15 protein-coding genes and 1 tRNA gene are annotated in these 23,957 nt (G+C 73.3%); 8 read left to right on the top strand and 8 right to left on the bottom strand.

Going from position 1 to position 23,957, the window contains the following annotated elements; all coding sequences use genetic code 11:
• A partial coding sequence (locus tag G6553_RS18965; RefSeq protein ID WP_207620014.1) for a fibronectin type III domain-containing protein occupies window positions 1–230 on the top strand: 230 nt, incomplete at its 5' end.
• A gap of 28 nt (window positions 231–258) precedes the next feature.
• On the top strand, window positions 259–1,077 hold the full coding sequence (locus tag G6553_RS18960; protein WP_166196387.1) for a hypothetical protein: 819 nt from the start codon (window positions 259–261) through the stop codon (window positions 1,075–1,077).
• Between the two features lie 24 nt (window positions 1,078–1,101).
• On the opposite strand, the gene G6553_RS18955 is transcribed toward G6553_RS18960, so the two are convergent.
• Window positions 1,102–2,067 (bottom strand): hypothetical protein, encoded by a 966-nt coding sequence (locus G6553_RS18955; protein ID WP_166196385.1) that lies wholly within the window; start codon window positions 2,065–2,067, stop codon window positions 1,102–1,104.
• A gap of 139 nt (window positions 2,068–2,206) precedes the next feature.
• Window positions 2,207–9,487 carry a PKD domain-containing protein gene (locus tag G6553_RS21465; protein WP_166196383.1) on the bottom strand — a complete coding sequence of 2,427 codons (7,281 nt, stop codon included), beginning with the start codon at window positions 9,485–9,487 and terminating at the stop codon, window positions 2,207–2,209.
• Window positions 9,488–10,049: 562 nt separating this feature from the next.
• Between G6553_RS21465 and G6553_RS22310 the strand changes: the two genes are divergently transcribed.
• The 4 genes from G6553_RS22310 to G6553_RS18930 all read left to right on the top strand — a co-directional run bounded on the left by G6553_RS22310 (window position 10,050) and on the right by G6553_RS18930 (window position 17,323).
• Window positions 10,050–14,972 (top strand): PKD domain-containing protein, encoded by a 4,923-nt coding sequence (locus tag G6553_RS22310; RefSeq protein ID WP_166196381.1) that lies wholly within the window; start codon window positions 10,050–10,052, stop codon window positions 14,970–14,972.
• Window positions 14,969–15,664 carry a DUF4956 domain-containing protein gene (locus G6553_RS18940; RefSeq protein ID WP_166196379.1) on the top strand — a complete coding sequence of 232 codons (696 nt, stop codon included), beginning with the start codon at window positions 14,969–14,971 and terminating at the stop codon, window positions 15,662–15,664. The genes G6553_RS22310 and G6553_RS18940 overlap by 4 nt, the downstream gene beginning before the upstream one ends.
• A complete protein-coding gene (locus tag G6553_RS18935; protein ID WP_166196377.1) occupies window positions 15,661–16,473 on the top strand; it encodes a polyphosphate polymerase domain-containing protein in 813 nt (270 codons plus the stop codon). Before G6553_RS18940 ends, G6553_RS18935 begins: the two co-directional genes overlap by 4 nt.
• 145 nt (window positions 16,474–16,618) lie before the next feature.
• Window positions 16,619–17,323 (top strand): response regulator transcription factor, encoded by a 705-nt coding sequence (locus G6553_RS18930; protein WP_166196375.1) that lies wholly within the window; start codon window positions 16,619–16,621, stop codon window positions 17,321–17,323.
• Window positions 17,324–17,351: 28 nt separating this feature from the next.
• On the opposite strand, the gene G6553_RS18925 is transcribed toward G6553_RS18930, so the two are convergent.
• From G6553_RS18925 to G6553_RS18900, 6 genes are all read right to left on the bottom strand, one after another.
• The gene (locus G6553_RS18925; protein WP_166196374.1) at window positions 17,352–17,957 is read right to left on the bottom strand and encodes an HAD-IA family hydrolase; all 606 of its coding nucleotides are present in this window, start codon (window positions 17,955–17,957) and stop codon (window positions 17,352–17,354) included.
• A complete protein-coding gene (gene pth, locus G6553_RS18920; RefSeq protein ID WP_166196372.1) occupies window positions 17,954–18,553 on the bottom strand; it encodes an aminoacyl-tRNA hydrolase in 600 nt (199 codons plus the stop codon). The genes G6553_RS18925 and pth overlap by 4 nt, the downstream gene beginning before the upstream one ends.
• 66 nt (window positions 18,554–18,619) lie before the next feature.
• Window positions 18,620–19,309, bottom strand: a complete 690-nt coding sequence (locus G6553_RS18915) for a 50S ribosomal protein L25/general stress protein Ctc (RefSeq protein ID WP_166196370.1) — start codon at window positions 19,307–19,309, stop codon at window positions 18,620–18,622.
• 226 nt (window positions 19,310–19,535) lie between these two features.
• Window positions 19,536–20,516 (bottom strand): ribose-phosphate diphosphokinase, encoded by a 981-nt coding sequence (locus G6553_RS18910; protein ID WP_166196368.1) that lies wholly within the window; start codon window positions 20,514–20,516, stop codon window positions 19,536–19,538.
• A gap of 34 nt (window positions 20,517–20,550) precedes the next feature.
• The gene (glmU, locus tag G6553_RS18905; protein WP_166196366.1) at window positions 20,551–22,041 is read right to left on the bottom strand and encodes a bifunctional UDP-N-acetylglucosamine diphosphorylase/glucosamine-1-phosphate N-acetyltransferase GlmU; all 1,491 of its coding nucleotides are present in this window, start codon (window positions 22,039–22,041) and stop codon (window positions 20,551–20,553) included.
• Window position 22,042: 1 nt separating this feature from the next.
• A tRNA-Gln gene (locus G6553_RS18900) sits at window positions 22,043–22,121 on the bottom strand.
• A 125-nt stretch (window positions 22,122–22,246) separates the two neighbouring features.
• Between G6553_RS18900 and G6553_RS18895 the strand changes: the two genes are divergently transcribed.
• Together G6553_RS18895 and G6553_RS18890 are read left to right on the top strand one after the other, a co-directional pair.
• Window positions 22,247–23,356: an ATP-dependent DNA ligase gene (locus G6553_RS18895; RefSeq protein ID WP_166196364.1), complete on the top strand. Its 1,110-nt coding sequence runs from the start codon at window positions 22,247–22,249 to the stop codon at window positions 23,354–23,356.
• A gap of 9 nt (window positions 23,357–23,365) precedes the next feature.
• Window positions 23,366–23,905, top strand: a complete 540-nt coding sequence (locus G6553_RS18890) for a hypothetical protein (RefSeq protein WP_166196362.1) — start codon at window positions 23,366–23,368, stop codon at window positions 23,903–23,905.
• Window positions 23,906–23,957: the final 52 nt, after the last annotated feature.

Below are 23,957 nucleotides of genomic sequence, written 5' to 3'. Positions count from 1 at the left end.
CCACCGGCGGCTCCGCCATCACCGGCTACCAAGTCACCGCCCTCCGCATGAGCTCCACCGCCCCCGACGCCACCGTCCTGGGCCGCACCACCTCCCGCGTCCTCGGACCCGGCGTCCGCCAACGCGAGTTCACCCTCACCGCCGGCACCTACCGCTTCGAAGTCGTCGCCATCAACGCCATCGGCACCAGCCCCCCCTCCAACCGATCCGCCGCCATCGCCCCCCGCTGACCGCACCGGACCGGACACAGGCGGACCCGTGTCGGGCACGGCGACCACCCGGCGACTGCTCGGCCTCACCCAGCTGGTGGGCCTGGCGACCGCCGGGTGGTCGTTGCTCGCCCCGGGGCCGGCGGCGGTGCTGCGCGACTGGTCGGGGCTGACGATCTACCCCGCCTGGACGGTGCTCGTCCTGGCGATGGGCACGGTTGCTGCCGTGGTGACCGTGGCGACGCCGGCGCTGCACCGCGCGGCGGTCGCCGCGGCGGGTGGTGTCACCGGGGTCTGCGCGGCCCAGGTCGCGGGGCTGGGCGCCTGGGCGCACCGGCACTGGGAGCCGGCCTTCGGCATGGGCGGCGGGTACGCCGGCGACCCGCCGCGCTTGGAGCAGCTGGCCCTGCTGGTGGCCGCCGGGGGTGCCGTGGCCGCGGTGGCGGCGGTGGCGCAGCTGGTCGTCGCGTCAGAGTGGCCTCGGTCGACGCCCCGGGCGGCCCGGGCGCCACGGGTGGTCGTCGGCCTGGTCGTGCTGGGCGGGGTGCCCGCCGGCCTGGCCGCGCTGGATGCCGGGCTTGCGGACCGCACCTCCCTCGGCGCGTTCGCCCTCGTGCACGGGGTCCCGTGGGGGCTGGCCTGCGTGGCGGTGGGCTGGGCGGCCCGGGCGGCGGCCCTCGGGGTCCTCGCCGCGGCGGCCGCCGGCGCGGGGGCGGCGGTCGTGGCGCCGTCCGCCGCGCTCACCCACGGCCAGGGCGAGCCGGTGTTCGCCGCGGTCGTGGTGCTGCTGGTCCTGGCCGTCCTCCTCGAGGTCGGCCGGGGTCGCCGACGACGAGCGTCGGCACCGCCGGCGCCGCGGGTGGGCTGACCCGCCCGCGGCGCGCGGGGTGCGTCAGCCGCGGACGCGGGCGGTGCGGGTGCGCCGCGGGTCGGCCAGGGTCGCGCGGAACGCGTCGAGCCGGCCGCCGGTGAGCTCCCAGCCCTTGCCGCCGGTGGAGTTCCACACGCAGCCGAACCAGACGTCGGGGGTGCGGAAGAGCTGCTCGCCCACGTCGCGCAGCGACCGGGCGCTGTAGCCGTTGTACTCGCCGACGCCGATCGGCATCGAGGCGCGGCCGCGGGAGGCGAGGTAGGAGCGCAGGGCCGGGATGCGGCCCGCGGGCTTGCGGTCGCCGGGGGCCGCCATGGTGCCGGACTCGTAGGTGTCGATGCCGAACCAGTCCCACAGCCCGAAGAGGTCGTCGGGGCAGTACGCCGCGAAGTCGGCGACCTTGTTGTCGAGCAGCCAGCCGTTGAGGATCGGGCCGGTCCGCAGCTTGCCGCGCCGGAAGGCCGGGAGCAGCCGGCGGCTCGCGGCGGCGTACTGCGCTCCGGTCATGTCGCCGTACGGCTCGTGCCAGAAGGTGACCGCCGTCGGCCGGTCGAAGGAGGCGAGCCGGGCCGCGGCCTTCTCGGCGACCGCGTCGAAGCGGCCGCCGACCGCGCCGGCGACGTCGCCGCCGACCTTGTAGGAGACGACCGGGAGCATGCCGGCGGCGTGCGCCTGCTCGACGAGCCGCAGCTGGCTGTCGGCGCCGGAGCCGAGGTCGGCGAAGATGCGCCGGGCGCCGAGGCCCGCGCCGACGGCGCGGACGCGCGCGTCCCAGACGCCGCGCGGGGCGCTCATCCCGATGAGGGTGGTCCCGGTCGAGATGACCGACTTCGGCCCGAGGTGGCGCAGCGTGCGCGGCGCAGCGACGGCGGGCGCGAGCGCGCCCGGGCCGAGCGCGGCGGCGCCGCCCGCGGTCCCTGCGGCGCCGACGCCGAGGAGGCGGAGGGCGTTGCGACGGGAGATGCCCGTGGGGGTATGCGAGATCACGGGCGACGACCGTACGCACTAGTGGTCCCCGGTCCGCACCACCCCCTCGACACGCTGCACCGTGCGCGTGACCTGGCTCACGTGCGACGGCGGGGGTCGCGTGCACCCGCGACCCCCGTCGTCGACCTGCCCGTGCGGATCAGGGAACGGTGACCTGCCTCGTCACCGTCGTCGTGCGGCCCCAGTTGTCGGTCACGACCAGGGTGATGGTCACCGCGCCCGCCGCCGCGTAGGTGTGCGACGAGGCGGCCTGCGTGCTCACGGTGTCCGGGGTGCCGTCCCCCCACTTCCAGGTGTAGCTGCGGATGCCGCCGTCCGAGTCGGTGGTGCCGGTCGCGCTGACCGAGCAGACCTTCCCGTTGCAGGTCGGGGTGGCCATCACGACCGTGGGCGGAGCGTTGCCGGCCGGCTCGGCCTGGGTGGTGACCTCGCGGGTGACGGCCTGGCTGGCGCGTCCCCACTTGTCCAGCACCGTCAGCCGGACGGTGTAGGTGCCGGCGACCGGGAACACGTGCGACTGGGTCGCCGACGTGCCCGTGGTGTCCGGGGTCCCGTCGCCCCAGCTCCACACGTAGTTCCGGATGCCGTCACCGCCGGCCGTGTCCGGGTCACTGCTCCCCGTGGCGCTCATCGAGCAGGTGGTGAAGGTGGTGCACGTGGCCGAGGCGATCACCGCGGTCGGCGCGCCGTTGCCGGCAGGCTCGGTGATGGTCGCCTGTCGGGTCGCCGTGGCGGTCTTGCCCCAGGGGTCGCTGACCGTCAGGACGATCGAGTAGGTCCCCGGCTGGGCGTAGGTGTGCGCCGGGTTCGCGGTCGTGCTCGGGGCGGTGTCGTCGCCCCAGGCCCAGGAGTACTTCAGGACGTCGCCGTCGGGGTCGGAGCTGGCGGCGCTGTTGACCTGGCAGACCGTGAAGGACGCACAGCTGACGGAGAAGTCGGCCACCGGCGACCGGTTGCCCGTCGGCTCGCTGAGCGAGACGGTCCGGGTGGTCGAGGCTGCCTTGCCCCAGCCGTCGGTGGTCGTCAGCGTGATCGTGTAGTTCCCGGGCGCGGCGTACACGTGCGCGCCCGGCGAGGCGCCGGTGCTGGTCGGCGTGCCGTCGCCCCAGTTCCACAGGTAGCTGATGACGTCACCGCTGTTCGGGTCGGCGGTGCCCTGGCTGCTCACCGAGCAGGTGAGGCCCTGACAGCTCTGGACGAACGTCGGGGCCGGAGCGGCGTTGCCCGCCGGCTCGACGATCGTCACGTTCTGGGCGGTGGAGGTGTGGGTGGCTCCCCACTCGTCGCGGACCGTCAGCGTGACCGGGAAGGTGCCCGGCGCGGTGAAGGTCTTCGTCGGCAGCGGGCCGGTCGCGGTCCCCTGGGTGCCGAAGCTCCAGGAGTAGGTCAGCGACGAGGTGTTCTCGTCGGTCGACCCGCGGCCGTCGAAGGTGCAGACATTCTGGTTGCACGTGTACGAGAAGCTCGCGACCGGCGGGGTGTTCGCCGGCTGGGTGACGACGATGCCGCTCGCGATCCGCTCGGTGCCGACCTGGTTGTGCACGTCGACCGGTCGCACGCGGACGCTGTACGTGCCGGCCGGGATGACCGGCGTGGTGAACGAGTAGTTGGATCCCACGCTGCCCGGGCTGTTGAGGAACGCCGTGCGGTAGCTCGCCGTCGTGCTGGTGAACGTCCCTTGCGAGCTCATCCACTGACCGGAGGCGTTGACGATCCCGACCTCCACCCGCGCGATGCCCGCGCTTGCGTCGGGAGTGTCCTCCGCGCGTCCGGTCACGACGATCTTCCCGTCGCTGAACGTCGCACCGTCGCGCGGCTGGCCGAGGGTCTCGCTGAGCGACGGCGGGCCGTCGTTCGGGTAGGCGGCGTACGACGCGGTCGCGCCCGCCGTCGACGAGTCCTGCTGACCGGCGGAGTCGACCGAGACCGCGGTGAAGGTCCAGTTGCCGCCCGTCGGCAGGGTGAGCGCCAGCGACCAGCCGGTCGTGACCGCCCCCGGGGCCGTCAGGGTCGCCGGCAGCGCGTTCACGGTCGAGGACATCGTGCCGTTGGGCTGCAGGTAGCGACCGGTGTCGCGGTCCTGCACGGTCACCCGCACGCTCGCCACGCCCTTGTCGTCGGTCGCGGTGCCGGAGAGGCTGACCGCGAGCGACTCGTCGGTCGGCGCCGTGAACGACATCGTGGTGTCCGGCGGGAGGTCGCCCGCGACCTGGGCGTTCACCGTGAGCCTGCCCTGGTTGGTCGAGGACGTCGTGAGGTCCTTGTCGTCGGTGGCCCGCACGGTGAACGAGTAGCTGCCCGGCGACAGGTTGAACGGCGTCGTCCAGCTCCAGCTGTAGCTGCTCCCGCTGATGTCCACCGGGGAGATGCGGTGGTTGCCTGCGCTGACGCTCGTGCCCCAGGTGCCGTCGGCGGCCAGGCGCTCGCCGGTGCTGGTGTTGCGGAGGGTGATCTCCACGTTCTTCAGGCCCTCGTCGTCCGCCGCGGTCCCGGAGAAGGTCAACCTGCCCCCCGGCTCCACCGTCACGGGGTTCGCGGCGAACGGCGGTGTCATCGCCGCCGGCTGCTGGATCGTCACCGTCGGGGCGACGGCGTTGGAGTCGACGGTCCAGTCGCGGGTGGCGCTGCGGAGGTCTGCCTGGCCGGTGGTGTCGACGGCGGTCGCACTCCCGCGCCAGACGCCCTCGTGCGGCAGCGTCACCTCGTAGGACCAGGTGGCGTTGGTGGCGCCGATGACGTCCGGCGTGCCGCGGAAGGTGTTGTAGATGGCGCTCACGCTGCCGTCGGCCTGGAGGTAGCGCTGCTGCTCGTCGCGGAACCAGAAGGTCAGCGAGTTGACGCCCTTGTCGTCGACCGCCGTGCCGGTCACGGTGAAGGTCGTCGAGGTCTGCACGCCGCTGGGTCCGGTGATGTTCGTCGTCGGCGTCTGGTCATCGACGCTGAACGACTCGATCTTCTTGGTCGCCGGCGTGCCGTCGACGGTGCCGCCGGTCGCCGCGGTGGCCGCACGGGCCGAGACCAGCAGGTTGCGGTTGGTCGTCACGACGCGGTTGCCGAGCGTCCAGGTGCGGTTCGTCGTGCCCGCCCCCAGCGTGGCGTCCACCCAGGTCGCCGTCGACGTCCAGGTGTTCCCGGCGGTGAGGTACTGCCCGCTGTCGCGGTCCCGGATCTGCACCTGGACGCGACCCACGCTGCCGCTGGCCACCCGGGCGGTGCCGGTCACCTCGAACGGCGTGTTGTTCGTGACGACACGACCCTCGATCGGGGTCTCGATCGTCGTGTCCGGGGAGGCCGGCGGGAACGTCACGGTGCTGAAGTCGTAGAACGCGACGCGGCCGGTGCGCACCCCGCCCTGGAACATGCCGTCACCGCCGATGAAGAGCCCACGCGCCGTGGCCTCCATCGCCTTGTTGCCCTCGAAGGAGTTGGAGCCGCCGGTCGGGTTCCACTCGATCGCCTTGCCCGTCGCCGGGGAGATCGCCGCGATGTGGTCGCGCCGCACGACCTGGTCGCCCAAGCCGTATCCGGCGAGGCCCTGACCGGTGCCGTAGCCGACGTTGTCGAGCCCCGGCCACGGGTCGTCGGCGCTCGGGGACTCGATGAACTGGAAGTGTCCGCCGAGGTAGACCGCCTGCTCGGTGACCGCGATCGAGTAGATGCTGTCGAACGCGCGGGAGATCCACAGCGGCTGCACGTCGGAGTCCTGGAGCGACGCCGCGGTCAGCGGGAAGGCGATGGCGGTGTCGCTGAGCGGCGGGGCGTCCCCGCCGGACCCGCTGCCCACCACGAAGTAGGAGTCGTCGGGCGCGATGTCACCGGCGTAGATGCGGGTGACGCCGCCGACCCGGGCCAGGTTGTCGTCCCACAGCGTGCTGCGCCAGGGCAGCAGCTGCTTGGTGGAGGTGTCGATGATGCCCATGCCGTACCGGTCCTGGTTGGCGATCTGCCGACCGGTGTGGACGACGAGCAGCTTGCTGCTGTCGTGGGTGAGTCGCAGCTGCGGCACGCCCAGGGCACCGTTGACGCCGATGCCGCCGGACAGGCTGTTGTCGAAGGTCAGGTCCACCGCGCCGGTGTTCGCGTCGACCGCGGCCAGGCCGGTGCGCAGCACACCGTTGATGCGGGTGTAGCGCCCGCCGACGTACACGGTGTTGTTCGTGACCGCGAGCGACTGGACCTGGTTGTTGGTGACGTTGGTGAAGCCGAACGTGCTCAGCGGGGCGCCGGTGGTGAGGTCGAGGCTCGCCACCTTCTGCTTGGTGACGCCGCCGACGGTGTTGAACGAGCCGCCGATGAACAGCTTGGTGCCGTCGGGGGACGCCTCGACGGCGTTGACCGAGCCGCTGACCTGCGGCCGGAACGACGTGTCGATCAGGCCGGTCTGGTAGTTGTAGCTGGCGATCTGCGCCTGGTTGATCGTCGTGGTCGGCGAGACGCTGTTGGCCAGCGAGGTGAACGTGCCGGCGATGAAGACCCGGTTCAGGCTCGGCACGACCTCGATGTCCCAGATCTCACCGTTGTTGATCACCGGGGTGTTGGCCCGAGGGCGGTCCGGCACGAGGCGGTTGTGGCCGGGCGCCGCCTGCGTGCCGTTCGGCGTGGCGAACGCCGACAGCGCACGGGTCGCCTCGGCCTCGTCGGTGCCGTCGGAGACGGTCAGCCGGACCGTCCGGTTGCCGTCGGTGGCGTAGGTGTGCGTCGGGGTCGCACCGGTGCCGGTCGATCCGTCGCCGAAGTCCCAGGCGTAGGTGAGCGGGTCGCCGTCCGGGTCCGCGGACGCCGTGGCGTCGAAGGAACAGGCGCGCGAGAGGCAGGAGACCGTGAACGAGGCCGACGGCGACTGGTTCGGCGGGGCCGCCTCCGGGGAGACCACGACCGAGGACAACATCGACTGGCTCGCCGTGGCGCTCGTGGTCGCCGTCCGGCCCGCGACGGTGCCGACCGGGACGGCTCCGTCGGAGTCACCCACGACCATGCTGATCTTGCCGGTGCCGGTGAAGGCGCCCCCGGTGCGGCGGGCCGTGCCCGTGGGCAGGGTCCAGGTCTGGTCGACGCTCGACTTCTCGCTCCAGGCGCTCACCAGCCACGATCCCTCGTCGAGGACGGTGGTCGCGGGCGTGGTGTGGCTGGTGCCGCTGGTGTTGGACCCGCCGATCGCCGAGGCGGTGACCCGGGCGGTGCCGCCCGTGCTGCGGTAGGCGACCAGCGACATGGCGGACTTGGCCAGGGTGGGCGTCGTGACGGTCAGCGTGCGCCCGGCGTCGATGGTGGTCGCGACCCTGGTCCAGACGCGACCGGCGATGCCGGTGCCGGAGCGGGCCCCGAGCTGGGTCCAGCCGGTCCCCGGTCCGGTCGGCGTGCCGGTGGTGTTCCAGGTGAGGAACAGCACCAGGGCGTCTCCCACCTGGACGGTGGCCGGGACCGTCACCTGGTGGCTGCTGCGGTTGCCGGACGTCGTGGCCGATCCGACGAGGCTCAGCCCCTCGTCGGGCGCCGCGGCCTCGACGACGACGGTGCGCGTGGTCTGGGCCTGGAGGGTGCCGTCGCTGACGGTCAGGGTGACCGTCCGGCTGCCGGCGGTGGCGTAGGTGCGCGAGGGCGCCACCCCGGTGGCGGTGCCACCGTCACCGAAGGTCCAGGCGTAGGTCACCGTGTCGCCGTTGGGGTCGGCGGACGCAGCCGCGTCGAACTCACAGGCCAGGAGCACGCAGGAGAAGGTGAACGACGCCGTCGGCGGCTCGTTCGTCTCGCCGGTGTCGTCGCCCCGGGGGGTGACGACCACCGAGAACAGCATCGAGCGGCCGGCCGACGCGCTGGTCGTCGCGGTCCGACCGGCGGCGGTGCCGAGCGCGACCGGGCCGTCGGAGTCACCGAGGACCATGCTGACCTTGCCGGTTCCGGTGTACGCGCCGGAGGTGCGCCGCGTCGTGCTCGCCGGGAGCGTCCAGGTCTGGTCGACGCTGGACTCCTCCGCCCAGGCGCTGACCAGCCAGGAGCCCGAGTCGGCCACCGTGACCGCCGGGGTGGTGTGGCTGGTGCCGGTCAGGTTCGAGCCGCCGATCTCGGAGGCGGTCACCTCGGCGAGGCCGCCGGAGCTCCGGTACGCCGCCACCGACATGACCGACTTCGCCGCGCTCGCGGTGGTCACGGTCACCGTGGATCCGGCATCGGCGCTCGTCGCGGTCTTGGTCCACACCCTGCCCGCGATGCTGTTGCCGTTCCGCGACTCGATCTCGGTCCAGGCGGCCCCGGGGCCGGTCGGGGCGGCCGTGGTGTTCCATGTCAGGACCAGGACGAGTGCGTCGCCGGGACGCGTGCTGGCCGGCACCTGCACCCGGTGGTTGCTGCGGTTGCCCGCGGTGCTCGCCGAGTCGACGGCGCTCAGGTCGGCGGCGTCCGCCGCGGCCTCGACGACGACGGTGCGGGTGGCCTGCGCCTGCTCGGTCCCGTCGCTGACGGTCAGCGTGACCGTCCTGCTGCCCGCGGCCGGGAAGGTGTGGGACGGGGTGGCGCCCGTGCCGGTGGTGCCGTCGCCGAAGGTCCAGGCGTAGGTGAGGGCGTCCCCGTCGGGGTCGGCCGACGCGGTCGCGTCGAAGTCGCAGGCCAGGGCGGCGCAGGTGGAGCTGAAGGAGGCCGTCGGCGCCCGGTTCGGCTCGGGGTCGTCGCCGCGGGGGGTGACGACGACGGAGAACATCACCGACCGCGTCGCCGAGGCGCTGGTGGTCGCGGTGCGTCCGGCGGCGGTGCCGACCGGGACTGCTGCGGCCGAGTCGCCGACGACCATGCTGACCTTGCCCGTGCTCGAGGCGGCGGCCGTGGTGCGCTGGGTCGTGCCGGTCGGGAGCGTCCAGGTCTGGTCGACGCCGGACTTCTCCGCCCAGGCGCTCACCAGCCACGAACCCGCTTCCCCGACGGCGACCGCCGGCGTCGTGTGGCTGGCGCCGGAGGTGTTCGAGCCGCCGACCTCCGAGGCGGTCACCTCGGCGCCGCCGTTCGACCCGCGGTACGCCGCGACCGACATGACCGACTTGGCGGCGGTCGCCGTCGTGACCGTCACCGTGGCACCGGCGTCCGCGCCGGTCGCGGTCCTGGTCCACGCGCGGCCGGCCATCCCGTTGCCGTCGCGCGCCTCGATCTCGGTCCACCCCGCTCCCGGCCCGGTCGGTGCACCGTTGGTGTTCCAGGTCAGGAAGAGCACGAGGGCGTCCCCCGGCTGCACGGACCCCGGGACCTGCACCCGGTGGGTCGTCCGGTTGCCCGCGGTGCTGGCGGAGGCGACTGCGCTCAGCTCGCCCGCGGCGTGCGCAGGAGGCGCCACCGCGACGGCGGTGAGCACGGAGAGCACTCCCACGGCCAGGGCGATGACGGCCGAGACGAGGGAACGGCGCCCTCGGGTCGCGTGGTCGATGAGCTTGGTCACGGATGTCTCCAGGGTGTTCGGACCGCACGGCGGTGCGCGGGATCACGGGCTCCGGCGAACATCGCACCGCGTTTCCGGCATCCCGAGGCGACCGCCGACCACATGCCCCAAATTGGGCATCGCAGTGGATCCGCGTCCTGCGGACGAGGTCCACCGCGGGACCGCCCCGTCGCGGGCGGTCCCGCGGACGGGCGTCCCCGCGACGTGGGAGACAGTCGTCGACGGCCGCTGGCGGACACGCCGCACCGGTCTCGTGGGCCGGACCGTCCGCCACCGCCCCGAGGCAGGCCCACGAGTCTCCTGACCGCCGCCGCCGTCCTGGTCGCCGGCTTCCTCGGCGTCGGCGACGCTCCGACGGCCCCAGGTCGAGGACCCGGCGTCCTGCGCTTGGGGTCGGCGGTCACCCGACCGGGCGAGCCCGTCGGCGCCGGGACCGCCCCGGGCCCTCCCCGAATCTGGGCAAGCTCGGCCGTCCGGGCCGCCGCGCGCCGGGCGCTGCACTGACATGACCCCAGGAGCGGGCCGTCCCTCGCCCCGCGCCACCGACCCCAGGAGCGATGCCGTGCTCGTCCGATGGATCTCGACCGTGCTCGCCGGGCTGCTGCTCGCAGCCGCCGGCGTCAGCACCCAGCCCGCCGCGGGCACGGCCCCGGCAGGAGCCGCGTCGGCGGTCGTGAGCGCCTCCGCCGCAACCGTCGCGACCCCGAGCGCCGAGCGCATGCCCGGCGACGTGCCGAGCAAGCGCACGCCGTGGGTGCTCGACGGCCGGGTGCACAAGATCGTCCAGGTCGGCGACGTGATGGTGGCCGGTGGCTTCTTCACCCAGGTGGCCGACCCGATGAACGGCACGCCCCACCAGCGGCAGAACCTCGTCGCCTTCGACGCCGCGACCGGCCAGGTGAGCACCACGTTCAACCCCACCGTGGACGGCGCCGTGCAGCAGCTGCTGCCCGGCCCGACGCCGGGCACGGTCTACGTCGCCGGCGACTTCACGAGGATCAACGGCAAGGGCCCCAACCACCTGCAGCTGCTCGACGTGCGCACCGGCCTGGCCGTGCCGTCCTTCCGCGCGCCCAGCACCAACGGCAGCATCCAGACGATCGACCTGCTGCCGGGCGGGCGCCTGTTCGTCGGCGGCTTCTTCACCCGGCTCGGCGGCATCGAACGCGGGCAGATGGTCACCCTGGACGCCACGACGGGCGCGTACGACCCGTTCCTGACGATGACCGTCGCCGGGCACCACAACAACACGGGGTCGGGCGCCCAGGCGCCGGTCGGTCCGCGGGAGTCCGGGGTGACCCCGGCCGGCGACCGGATGGTCGTGGTCGGCAACTTCCGCACCGTCGACGGGCTGACGCGCAACCAGGTGGTGATGCTCGACCTCACCGGGCCCACCGCGCGGGTCGCGACCGACTGGCACACCACGCTCTACTCCCCGATCTGCTCCCCGCGGGCGTTCGACAGCTACATGCGCGACGTGGAGATGTCCCCGGACGGCTCCTACTTCGTCATCGCCACGACGGGCGGGGCGGTGGCCGGCACGCTGTGCGACCAGGCCGCGCGGTTCGAGACGTACGCCGTCGGCACGGCGCTCACCGCGACCTGGGCCGCCGCCTCGGGCGGCGACACCCTCTGGGGCGTCGAGGTCACGCGGGCAGCCGTCTACGTCGGCGGGCACAACCGGTGGATGAACAACCCGGGCGGCTCGGACCGGGCCGCCCAGGGCGCGGTCCCGCGGCCCGGGTTGTCCGCGCTGGACCCGCAGTCCGGGGTGCCGCTGCGGTGGAACCCCGGGCGCAACCCGCGCGGCGAGGCGGCCTACGAGGTCGTCGAGACCGACACCGGCCTGTGGGTCGTCAGCGACACCGACTGGATCGGGAACCGCCGTTACCAGCGCCCGCGGATCGCGTTCTTCCCGTACGCCGAGGGCTACGACACGGCGTCGAGGAGCACGGGCAGCCTGCCCGGGAACGTGTACGTCGGCGGGCCGCTGAGCGCCACCAACGTGCTGCACCGGGTCAACGCCGGCGGCCCGGCGATCGCCTCGGTCGACGGCGGGCCCGACTGGACCGCGGACACCGCGAGCTCGAGCCCCTTCCGCAACACCGGCAGCACCGTCACGACGCGGAGCGCCCTCGCGGCGTCGGCCCTGGTCGGCGTACCCGCCTCCACCCCGCTGGGCGTCTGGACCTCCGAGCGCAGCGACCCCCTCGGGGGCAACGAGATGCGGTGGACCTTCCCGGTGGCGGCCGGGACGCCCACCCAGGTGCGGCTCTACCTCGCCAGCCGGACGACGACCACGCGCCGGTTCACCGTGGGCATCGACGGCGTCGCGCGGCTGACCGCCCACGACCTCAACGTCGACCCCGGCGTCAACAAGGGCACGATGAAGGCCTTCGACGTCGTCAGCGACGGCAGCATCGACATCGACTTCACCCACGTGGTCGGCGACCCGCTGGTGAACGCGGTCGAGATCATCGGCACCGCGGCACCGTCGAGCGCGGGCGTCGCGAGCGTCGTCTCCTTCGACGGCGCGACGGTCGCCTCCCGCAGCGACGTGCCCACCACCCCCGACCTCGACTGGACCGCCGTCCGGGGTGCGTTCATGGTGGGCCGCACGCTCTTCCACGGCTCGACGGACGGCTACCTCCACCGCCGGTCCTTCGACGGGACCACCTTCGGGCCCGCCACGAAGGTCGACCCCTACCTCGACCCGTTGTGGAGCGGCGTCGCGACCGGGAGCGGGCCGGCCGGCCAGACCTACGCGGGCGTGCTGCCGACCTGGTACGGCCAGCTCGGCGGCGTCACCGGCATCTTCTACGCCGACGGCCGGGTCTACTACAGCCGCAGCGGCCAGAGCACGCTCGCCTGGCGCTGGTTCTCCCCCGACAGCGGCATCGTCGGCGGGATCGAGAACACCGTCGCCGCCACCGGCGGGATCACCTGGGGCACCGCGCGCGGGATGTTCCTCGACGGCGACGACCTGTACGTCGTCAGCAGCACCGGCCAGCTGCTGCGCACCGGCTTCGCGGGTGGGGCGCCGACCGGAACCGCCACCGTCGCGGACGCGACCACCGACTGGCGCGGGCGCGCGGTCTTCCTGGCCTCGGTGCTGCCCAACGCCGCGCCGACCGTGGCCTTCACGGCCGACTGCACGGGCGTCTCGTGCTCCTTCGACGCGGGCGACACCACCGACCAGGACGGGGTCGTGGAGTCCTACGAGTGGACCTTCGGTGACGGCGAGGAGGGCGGCGGGCCCACCCCGCAGAAGGACTACCTCGAGAGCGGCACGTACGACGTCACCCTGACGGTGACCGACGACGGCGGACTCACCTCCTCGGTCACGCGCCAGGTGACCGTGGTCAAGCCCAACCAGGTGCCCACCGCGGCGTTCACGGCCGAGTGCGACCACCTCGACTGCGTCTTCGACGGCACCGGCTCGGCCGACGCCGACGGCGAGCTGGCCGAGCTGTCCTGGGACTTCGGGGACGGCACGACCGCCACGGGGACCACCCCGCAGCACAGCTACGCGGCGCCGGGCACCTACACCACCACCCTCACGGTGACCGACGACGAGGGCGCGACCGCCACGACGTCCGCCGCCCGGGTCGTCGTCGCGGCGCCTGCGGCCAGCACGGTCGCCCACGTCGGCACCACGGCCGCCCAGGGCAACAGCAGCACCCCCAACGTGGTCGGCCCGACCGGCGTCGCCGCCGGCGACCGGCTCGTGCTGGTGCTCAGCCTGAACGCTGCCGGCCGCACGGTCGCCGCACCAGCCGGCATCACCGGCTGGACGCTGCTGGGGACGACCCGCTCGGGGACCATGGAGACCCGGACCTACACCAAGCTCGCGGCCGCGGGCGACTCGGGCCGGCGGGTGACCCTGGGGCTCGACGCGGCGGCGAAGTACACGCTGACGCTCGCGGCGTACACCGGCGCCCGCGCCGGCACGGTCGTGCACGCCTCCTTCGCCGAGCAGGTGCTGCGCGCCGACCACCGCACGCCGACGGTCGACGCACCAGCCGGGGCATGGGTGGTGTCGTACTGGGCCGACAAATCGTCCGCCACGACCGCTTTCACCCTCCCGGCGTCGGTCACCGCGCGGCAGGCGCTGTGCGCCACCGGCACCGGCCGGGTCTGCAGCGTGCTCGCCGACTCCGCCGGCGCCGTGCCCACCGGCCGGTACGGGGGCCTGGTCGCGACGGCGGACGCTGCGAGCGCCACCGCGACGACGTGGTCGGTCGTCCTGCGGACCGCCGAGGCCAACCAGCCTCCGGTCGCGACCTTCACCCACGGCTGCGACAGCCTGACCTGCTCCTTCGACGCCACGGCGTCGACCGACGCCGACGGGGTGGTCAGCGACTGGTCGTGGGACTTCGGCGACGGCGGCACGGGGAGCGGCGCGACCGCGAGCCACGAGTTCACCGCGACCGGCACGCGGGACGTGACGCTCACGGTGACCGACGACGAGGGCGCCCGCACCGCGGTGGTCGTCGCCGTCACCGCCACCCGTCGCAACGCCCTGCCGACCGCGTCCTTCACGGCCGACTGCACCTTCCTGGCCTGCCGCTTCGACGCGTCCGCCGCGACGGACCCCGACGGGACGATCGCCACCTACACCTGGGACCTCGGGGACGGCAGGACGGCGACCAGCGACGGACCCGTGCTCGAGCGGACGTACGCCGCCGGCGGCGCGGTGACGGTGTCGCTCACGGTGACCGACGACAGCGGCGGGACCGCCACCGCGACGCGCGACGTCACCCCTGTCGCGGCACAGCCGATCAGCCACGTCGGGAGCACCGTCAACCAGGGCAACGTCTCGACCCCGAACGTCGCCGTGCCGGCCGGCGTGACCGCCGGCGACCAGCTGGTCCTGCTGCTCAGCATCAACGATCCTGCCCGGGTCGTCGGCTCGCCCTCGGGCGTCAGCGGCTGGACGCTGGCGGACGGCGTCACCTCCGGCACGATGCGGACGCTGGTGTGGACCCGGACCGCCGGCCCCACCGACGCGGGCCGCACCGTGCGGTTCGCGATGGACGCGGCGGCGAAGTACACCCTGACCGCCGCGGCCTACCGCGGGGACCTGCTCGCCCCGACGATCGCCGGTGCCGCGGAGACGGTCCTGCGCAGCACGCACACGACGCCGGCCCTCGAGGCCGCGGAGGGCGACTGGGTGCTGTCGTACTGGGCCGACAAGTCCTCGGCGACCACCTCGTTCACGCTCCCGGAGGGGGTGGTCCCCCGGCAGGCGGCCTGCTCGGCCAACGCCGGCCGCACCTGCAGCGTGCTCGCCGACTCGGGCGGGCCGGTCGGCGCCGGCCCGGTCGGCGGCCTGGCCGCCACCGCGGACGCGCCGTCCGCCTCGGCCACCGCGTGGACGCTCCTGCTCCGGCAGGCGGGCAACCCGCCTCCCGACCAGCCCGACCAGCCCGACCAGACCGACCAGCCCGCCGCCCCGCGAGTCGCCCACCAGGAGGAGCGATGATCCTGTCCACCCACGCCCTGCCGATCGCCTGCGACCTGGTCGCGATCACCCTCGTGGTCGCGCTGTACTTCCGGCGCCACCAGCGTCGGGACCTGCTCCTCGCCTACGTCGCCCTCAACGTCGGGGTGCTCAGCGCCACGGCGATGCTCGCGTCCGCGTCCGTCGGCGCGGGTCTCGGCCTCGGCCTCTTCGGCATCCTCTCGATCATCCGGCTGCGGTCCGACTCGATCACCCAGGAGGAGATCGCCTACTACTTCGTGGCGCTCGTCCTGGGCCTCCTGGCGGGCGTCGCCGCCGGACCGGCGTACCTCGTGCCGCTGCTCATCGGGCTCCTGGTCGCGGTCGTGTACGTCGCCGACCACCCGCGGCTCTACGCCCGCTCGCGCCGCATGCTGCTCACGCTCGACGCCGCGTTCCCCGACGAGTCGCTCCTGCGGGTGCACGTCGAGGCCCGGCTCGGCGCCGACGTGCAGCACCTGATCGTGCAGGAGGTCGACTTCGTGCGGGACCTCACGATCGTGGACGTGCGCTACCGCACCCGCCCCGCCCAGGGCGTCCACGCGGCGTCCGGTGCGGACGTCCCGTCGAGCCGCGACCTGCCGGTCCCGTCCCTGGGCTCGCCCGTGGCCCGCACGGAGATCGTCGACCTGGTCAGCCGGAACGGGGCCGCCCTGCGCCCCGAGCGCCCGTGACCACGACCGCGACCGGCGACGCCGTGGCGGACGCGGTGTCGAGGCTGCGCCCGATGGGTCTCGACGAGGTGCTCGCGGCGGCGGAGCTGCAGACGCGCGTGGACCGCAAGTACGTCGTGCCGCTGGACGTGTTCTCGACCGTGCTCGACCAGCTGCGCGACGACCTCCACGTCCTGCAGATCGGCACGCTGCGCACCTTCCGCTACGAGTCGGTCTACTTCGACACCCCGGACCTCAGCGCCTACCGTCAGCACGCCCACGGCCGGCGGCGTCGCGTCAAGGTGCGCACCCGCGCCTACCTCGACTCGGGGGAGTGCCTGCTGGAGTTCAAGAGCGTCGGCGCCCGCGGCGAGACACGCAAGGAGCGGCACCCCTACCCCTTCGCGTCCCGCAACGAGCTCGACGCGGCCGCCCGCGCGCTCGCGGAGGGCAGCGTCGGCGCATCCATCAGCCCTGCGGGGCTCCAGCCCGTCATCACGACCACGTACCGACGCTGCACGCTGGTCGACCCAGCGCACGGCAGCCGCACGACCTGCGACGTCGAGCTGCACTTCCGTGACCCCGACGGCCGCGAAATCGGCCCCGTCGACGGACTCGTCGTCGTGGAGTCCAAGACCCTCGGCGGCGGGTCGCCGGTGGACCAGGAGCTGCGCCGGACGGGGGTCCGGCCCCTGTCCCTCAGCAAGTACTGCGTGGGCATGGCCCTCATCGACCCGACGCTCCCGGCGAACCGCTGGAACCGGGAGCTGCGGGCGCACTTCGGCTGGGTCCCCGATCGAGGCCCCGGCCACGTACCCCAGGTGGGGTAAGAGGCGCCGGCTCTCACCCCCGCTCGACCCGGTCGGCCGAGACTCCGTTCCGGAGGCGCCTCTCGGGGCCCGGGCGTCGCGGGGCGACCGGGTCGGCACATGCTTCCGACCCCTGTGCCACCCCTGCGAACCACCGAGGAAGCCCATGTCTCGACTCCCTGCCCGGAAAGAAACGCGTGTCCTGATCATCGACGACCACACCCTCTTCGCCGAGTCGCTGGAGCTCGCGCTCTCGGTCGAGGGGTACGACGCCCACCGCGCCGAGGAGCGGGCGTCGGGGACGTCGGCCGCGGCCGTCCTGGCCGCTGCTGTGCGGATGCACCCGCGCATCGTCCTGCTCGACCTCGACCTCGGACCGTCCGGCGACGGCGCGCGGATGATCTCTCCGCTGCTGGCCGCCGGGGCCCAGGTCGTCGTGGTGACCGCGTGCGTCGACCGGGCCCGCTGGGGCGGCTGCCTGCGCCACGGCGCCCGGCAGGTGGTCAGCAAGAGCCGGCCGCTGAACGAGATCCTCTCCGTGGTGCGCCGGGTCAGCCAGGGCCTCCCCGTCATCGACCACGCCGAGCGCGACCGGCTCATCCGGTTGTGGTTCGAGCAGCGTCGCGAGCTCGAGGTGCTCGCCGAGCGGCTGCGGTCGCTGACGAACCGCGAGCGGGAGGTGCTCGACCACCTGATGCAGGGCCACACCGTGCGGGAGATCGCCGTGACCAGCGTCGTCTCCGAGGCCACCGTGCGCACCCAGGTGAAGTCCATCCTTGCCAAGCTCGAGGTCTCCTCGCAGCTCGCCGCGGTCGGCATGGCGCACGCTCTCCAGTGGCGGCCGCCGAGCTCGCACGCCGTCGCCGTCTGAGTGCCCGGTCTCCCCTCGCGGCCGGCGGTCAGAGCGGGAGTCCGTGCTCGCGCAGGCGGGAGCGCAGGGCCTCCGGGCCGTCGTCGACGGTCCAGACGACACCCCGGAGGCCGGCGTCCTGTGCGGCGTCGACGAAGCGGTCCTTGTCGTCGACGAGCAGCACCTGGCCGGGCTCCAGGCCGAGCTGCTCGACGATCCGGCGGAAGAAGGCCGGGTCGTCCTTGGTGACGCCGAGCTCGCAGGAGGAGAAGGTGGAGTCGAGGAGGTCGCCGTACCCCAGCTCCTCCCGCATGTACGCCGTGCGCAGGTCGTGCTGGTTCGTCGCGAGGTGGACAGGGACGCCCGCCTCCCGCAGGTCCCGGACGACCTCAGCGGTGTCGGTGACGACCTCGATGTGGTGGTAGTGCTCGACCAGGTCGTCAGCGCGGTCGGCCACGCCCCAGTAGTCGAGCACCTCGGCGACGACGTCGCGGAAGGACCGGTGACCGGTCATGGCTGCCTGCTCGGCCTCGAAGAGGTGGTCGGTGAACTTCTCCCCCGACCCCGCGGGAACGAGCGCCCGCAGCTTCTCCAGCCAGCCGGGCGGGTTGACCTGCAGCACACCGTCGGCGTCGACGAGGACGGCGTGGATCACGAGTTGAACTTCTGCTGCGTCCGCTCGAGCCCCTCGAGCACCAGGCACTCGACGGCGTCCGCGGCGGTGTCGACCTGGAAGGGCAGCACCTTGCGCTCGGCCGAGGAGTAGTTCGAGAGCACGAAGTCCGCGACCTCCTGCCGGCCCGGAGGGCGGCCGATGCCGACGCGGACCCGGTGGAAGTCGCCGGTGCCGAGGGAGGAGCGGATCGACTTCAGCCCGTTGTGGCCGTTGTCGCCGCCGCCGAGCTTGGCACGCATCGTGTCGAAGGGGATGTCGAGCTCGTCGTGGATCGCGACCACGCGCTCGGGCGGCACCTTGTAGAAGGTGGCGAGCGCCTTGACCGGGCCGCCGACCTCGTTCATGTACGACCGCGGGCGGGCCAGGACGACCCGCGCCTGGTCCGAGCCGGGGGCGCCGAGGCGCCCTTCCACGACGTCGGCGCGGCCGGACTTGTGGGCGCGGAAGGCGGAGCCCATCCGCGTGGCCAGCTCGTCGGCGACGAGGTAGCCGATGTTGTGCCGGTGACCGGCATAGGTCGGGCCGGGATTCCCGAGACCGACGACGAGCCACACGGGGGTAGCGGTGTCGGTCACGGGGTCCCGGCCCTTCCTGGTTCCGAACAGGCGCACGTCGTACGTCGTGCCCTGCTCGGGGGTGTCTTACTCGGAGTCGGCGGCCTGCGCGTCGCCGGCCGCGTCGGCCTCGGCACCGGCGGCGGAGGCGTCGCCGTCGGTCGCCTCGGACTCGTCGCGCTCGATGCCGGCGTCGGCCTCGGCGTCGGCCAGCTCGGCCTCGAGGGCCTCGGCGGAGACCTGCTCGGTCACGTTGACGACCAGGGTCTCGCCGTCGACCAGCAGCGTCGAGCCGGAGGGCAGGTCGAGCTGCGAGGCGAGGATCTGGGTGCCCGCCTCGAGGCCCTCGACCGAGACCTCGATGGACTCGGGGATGTTCGTGGCCTCGGCCTCGAGGGAGACGGTGGCGTTCTCGGTGACGACGAGCGTCTCCTTGGCGGCCTCGCCGGTCACGACGACGGGGACGTCGACGGTGACCTTCTCGCCCCGGACGACGGCGACGAAGTCGACGTGCTCGAGGTGGCGCTTGATCGGGTCGATCTGGACCTGCTTGGTCAGCGCGAGCTGGGTGTCGCCCTCGATGTCGAGCTCGAGCAGCGCGTTCGCGCCGCCGTGCTTGAGCGCGAGCATGGTGGCGTGGCCCGGCAGGGTGACGTGGATCGGGTCGTTGCCGTGGCCGTAGATGACCGCGGGCACCTTGTGCTCGCGGCGGATGCGGCGGGCGGCGCCCTTGCCGAACTCGGTCCGCTTCTCGGCGGTGATCTTCTCGCTGGCCATCGTGGCCCTCCTCGTACGTGGGTCTGGTTCGTGCGTCTCGGGGCCTCGGCTCGACGGCGCGGCACACCCGGAGGCACGACCAGCCCTGTCGATCACGGAGCCGTCCACAGCCGGTGCGGCCGGACACTCCCTCGCCGAGGCAACCGCAGCAGTCTAGGGACGCGGGTGCCGCGAGGCCAATCGGGGGCCACCGGGGTGGCCATCTCCGCCGGTGGCGCGGGTGGGCTCAGGCGTGGCCGTCGAACATCGAGGTCACCGAGCCGTCCTCGAAGACCTCGCGGATGGCGCGGGCCACCAGCGGGGCGATCGAGAGGATCGTCAGCTTGTCGAACTCCCGGTCCGGCGCGATCGGCAGCGTGTTGGTCACGATCACCTCGACGGCCGGGCTGTTCTTGAGCCGGTCGACGGCGGGGTCGGAGAGGATCGCGTGCGTCGCGGCGATGATCACGCCCGCGGCGCCGTCCTTCATGAGCGCCTCGGCGGCCTTCACGATCGTGCCGCCGGTGTCGATCATGTCGTCGGTCAGCACGCACATCTTGCCGGCGACCTCGCCGACGACGCGGTTGGCGACGGTCTCGTTCGGCCGGTCGGTGCGGCGGGTCTTGTGGATGAACGCCAGCGGGGCGCCGCCGAGCTTGGCCGACCAGCGCTCCGCGACCTTGATCCGGCCGGCGTCCGGGGAGACGACGCACAGCTCCTGGTCGCCGTACTTCTCCTTGACGTACTGGGTCAGGATCGGCAGCGCCATCAGGTGGTCGACGGGGCCGTCGAAGTAGCCCTGGATCTGGTCGGCGTGCAGGTCGACCGAGATCAGCCGGTCGGCGCCGGCGGTCTTGAACAGGTCGGCCATCAGCCGCGCGGAGATCGGCTCGCGCCCGCGGTGCTTCTTGTCCTGGCGGGCGTAGCCGTAGAACGGCATGACCACGGTGATCCGCTTCGCGCTCGCGCGCTTGAGCGCGTCGACCATGATCAGGTGCTCCATGATCCACTCGTTGATCGGAGCGGTGTGGCTCTGGAGCACGAAGGCGTCGCAGCCGCGGACGGACTCCTCGTAGCGGACGTAGATCTCGGAGTTCGCGAACTCGTACGCCGACGTCGGCACCAGGTCGGTGCCGAGGATGCCGGCCACCTCCTCGGCCAGCTCGGGGTGGGCCCGACCACTGAAGACCATGAGGTTCTTCTCGGTGGTCTTCTTCATTCCGGTCATGGTGGAGCTCCCTGAGTCGCCGGAGGTGCGTGCCTCAGGATTCTGCCTCTCCCGAGGAGGTCTCCCCAACTCCGTCCATGCCCGCGGCGGACGTTTTGTGAGCGGGATCTCCTGCCGCCTCCGCGGCGGCCGCCTGGGCGGTCCCCGGCCGCTTGCGCAGCGTCCAGCCCTCGAGGTCGCGCTGTGGCCCGGCGCTGACGGCCAGGGCGCCCGCGGGGACGTCACGGCGCACGACGGTCCCCGCGCCGGTGCCCGCCCCGTCGCCGATGGTCACCGGCGCGACGAAGGTGTTGTTCGAGCCGGTCCGGGCGTGCCGGCCGACGGTCGTGCGGTGCTTGGCGACCCCGTCGTAGTTGGCGAAGATCGTGCCCGCCCCGATGTTGGTGCCCTCGCCGATCGTGGCGTCGCCGACGTACGACAGGTGCGGGACCTTCGCGCCCGCCGCGAGGTCGGCGTTCTTGGTCTCGACGAAGGTGCCGATCTTGCCGCCCTTCCCGAGCCTGGTGCCGGGTCGCAGGTAGGCGAACGGGCCGACGTTCGCGTCCGGACCCACGACCGCGAGCTGCCCGTGGGTGCGCACGACCCGAGCGCCCGCGCCGACCTCGCAGTCCTCGAGCGTGGTCTCCGGGCCGACCACGGCGTCCTCGCCGACGACGGTCGCGCCGAGCAGCTGGGTGCCGGGCAGGATCGTGACGTCCTGGGCCAGCTCGACCTCGGCGTCGATCCACGTCGTCGCCGGATCCATGACGGTCACGCCCTGGCGCATCCAACGGGTCACGATGCGACGGTTCATCTCGCGGCCGAGCTCGGCCAGCTGCGCGCGGTCGTTGGCGCCCTCGGTCTGCAGGACGTCCTCGAGCGGGTGCGCGCCGACCGTCAGGCCGGCGTCGCGCGCGAGCTGCACGGTGTCGGTCAGGTAGTACTCGCCCTTGGCGTTGTCGTTGCCGATCCGCGGCAGCGCCTCGGCGAGGAACGCCGCGTCGAACGCCAGGATCCCCGAGTTGATCTCGCGGATCTCCCGCTGCTCGGGCGTCGCGTCCTTCTCCTCCACGATCGCGACCACGTCACCGTCGCCGTCGCGGACGACCCGCCCGTAGCCGAACGGCGTCGGCACGATCCCGCTGAGGATGCTCACCGCTCGCTCGGCCGCCTCGTGCTCGGCCACGAACGCCCGCAGCGACTCGCCCTCCAGCAGCGGGGTGTCGCCGTACGCCACGAGCACCGTGCCGCGCTCCAGCCCGCCGGCCGCCTCGACCGCGACGCGCACCGCGTGCCCGGTGCCGAGCTGGTCCTCCTGCACCGCGAGCACCGCGTCCGGCAGCAGCTCCTGCACGTGCGGCGCGACCAGCTCGCGCTGGTGTCCGACCACCGCGACCACCCGGCGCGGCTCGATGGCCCGCACCGCGTGCAGCACGTGGCCGACCATGCTCCGCCCGCACACCGGGTGCAGCACCTTGGGAGTCTTGGATCGCATCCGCGTGCCGCCACCTGCCGCGAGCACGATGACCGTCAGGTTGTTCGTCACGCTCCCCGGGTAGGAGTCGAACCTACGTCGCTAGTCCTGATTCAAAGTCAGGCGGGCCCTGCCGGCAGACCAACCGGGGAATGTCCTGTGGACCGGTCCAGCCTAGAGCGAGAAGACGCGCGGACGTCATGCGGACGGAGCCGACGGCTGCTCCGTCCGCATGACGTCCGGGCGCTTCGCTCGTCGGATGGCTAGGTTCGGGGACGTGGACCTGCCCGTGATGCCGCCCGTCCAGCCGATGCTCGCCAAGTCGGTGGCGGGCGTGCCCGACCCGGCGAAGCACGGGAGCGGGCTGCTGTACGAGCCGAAGTGGGACGGGTTCCGCTGCATCGTGTTCCGCGACGGGGACGAGGTGGAGCTGACCAGCCGCAACACCAAGCCGCTGACGCGGTACTTCCCGGAGGTCGTCGAGGCGGTCAAGGAGCAGCTGCCGGAGCGGTGCGTGCTCGACGGGGAGCTGTTCGTGGCTGTGGGTGACCGGCTGGAGTTCGAGGTGCTCCAGGAGCGGATCCACCCGGCCGCCTCGCGGGTGACGATGCTGAGCGAGACGACCCCGGCGGGGTTCGTGGCGTTCGACCTGCTGGCGCTGGGCGAGGAGTCGTACGCCGAGCGGCCGTTCGCGGAGCGCCGGGCCGCGCTGGAGGAGGCGCTTGCGCACCTGGTCGGCGGGCGCGGGCCGTGCCACCTGACGCGGGCCACCACCGACCCGGTGGAGGCGGAGGGATGGTTCACGCAGTTCGAGGGCGCGGGGCTCGACGGCGTGGTCGCGAAGCCGCTCGACGCGTCGTACGTCCAGAACGGCCGGACGATGCTGAAGGTCAAGCACGAGCGGACCGCGGACGTCGTGGTCGCCGGCTACCGCGAGCACAAGACGAGCACGCCGGAGCGGCGGTTGCTGGGCAGCCTGCTGCTGGGGCTGTACGACGCCGACGGCTCGCTGCAGCACATCGGGGTGAGCGCGAGCTTCACCGAGAAGCGCCGCGCGGAGCTGGTCGAGGAGCTGCAGCCCCTCGTCTGCCCGCCCGAGGAGCACCCGTGGGGCGCGTGGAGCGACCTCATCGCCAACCCGGACCGGGTGCCCGGCACGCAGAGCCGGTGGAGCGTCGGCAAGGACCTGTCGTTCACGCCGCTGCGGCCCGAGCGGGTGCTGGAGGTGAAGTACGACCACATGGAGGGCCGGCGCTTCCGGCACACCGCGCACTTCAAGCGCTGGCGGCCCGACCGCGACCCGACCTCGTGCGGCTACGACCAGCTCGACGAGCCGGTGCGCTACGACCTCGCCGAGGTGCTGAGCGCCGCGCCCGCGCACGACTAGGCTGCGAGCATGGCCGACTACGACGTAGTGCTCCTCGTCGAGCAGGCGCTCACGCCCGCCGACGCCGCCCAGGTCCGCTCGTTGCACGAGGGCCTCGAGGAGCCGGTCACCTACCACGTGCTCCTGCCGATGGAGGACGCCGCGGCGCGGATCGAGGCCGCGATGGGCTCGCTGTCCGGCGGGGAGCTGCTCGCGTCGCCCGCGATGGCGATGTCCGAGGTCGACCTCGAGGCGGTCCGGCACGACAGCGAGGAGCGCACGCGCAGCGACCTGGACCGCACCCTCGACGCGCTGCACGGTGCCGGGGCCACGGCGGTCGGCGAGGTCACGACCGACCCGCCGATCCACGCGCTGGCCGAGAAGGTGAAGGCCGTCGACGGGCGCGAGGCGATCATCCTGACGCGTCCGCACGTCGTCGCCGAGTTCTTCCACGTCGACTGGACCTCGCAGGCCCGCCGCAAGATCGGCGTCCCGGTGCTGCACCTGCTCGAGCACGAGAGCATCGAGGAGCAGGCCGCCGGCGGCGGCGAGGGCGTCTCGGGCGTCTGACGTGCGACTCCCCCTGCGCCGGCCGGCCGCCGGCCCTCCCGACGAGCCCGCC

The organism is Nocardioides sp. IC4_145, assembly GCF_011250565.1.
Lineage (GTDB): Bacteria > Actinomycetota > Actinomycetes > Propionibacteriales > Nocardioidaceae > Nocardioides.
Note: the sequence above shows the minus strand (reverse complement) of the source record. Positions and strands in the feature narration are given on the sequence as shown.

Coding starts and splice junctions, on each gene's coding strand:
- G6553_RS18940 (WP_166196379.1), top strand. CDS start 14,969: ATGATCCTGTCCACCCACGCCCTGCCGATCGCCTGCGACCTGGTCGCG.
- G6553_RS18930 (WP_166196375.1), top strand. CDS start 16,619: ATGTCTCGACTCCCTGCCCGGAAAGAAACGCGTGTCCTGATCATCGAC.
- G6553_RS18915 (WP_166196370.1), bottom strand. CDS start 19,309: ATGGCCAGCGAGAAGATCACCGCCGAGAAGCGGACCGAGTTCGGCAAG.
- G6553_RS18910 (WP_166196368.1), bottom strand. CDS start 20,516: ATGACCGGAATGAAGAAGACCACCGAGAAGAACCTCATGGTCTTCAGT.
- G6553_RS18890 (WP_166196362.1), top strand. CDS start 23,366: ATGGCCGACTACGACGTAGTGCTCCTCGTCGAGCAGGCGCTCACGCCC.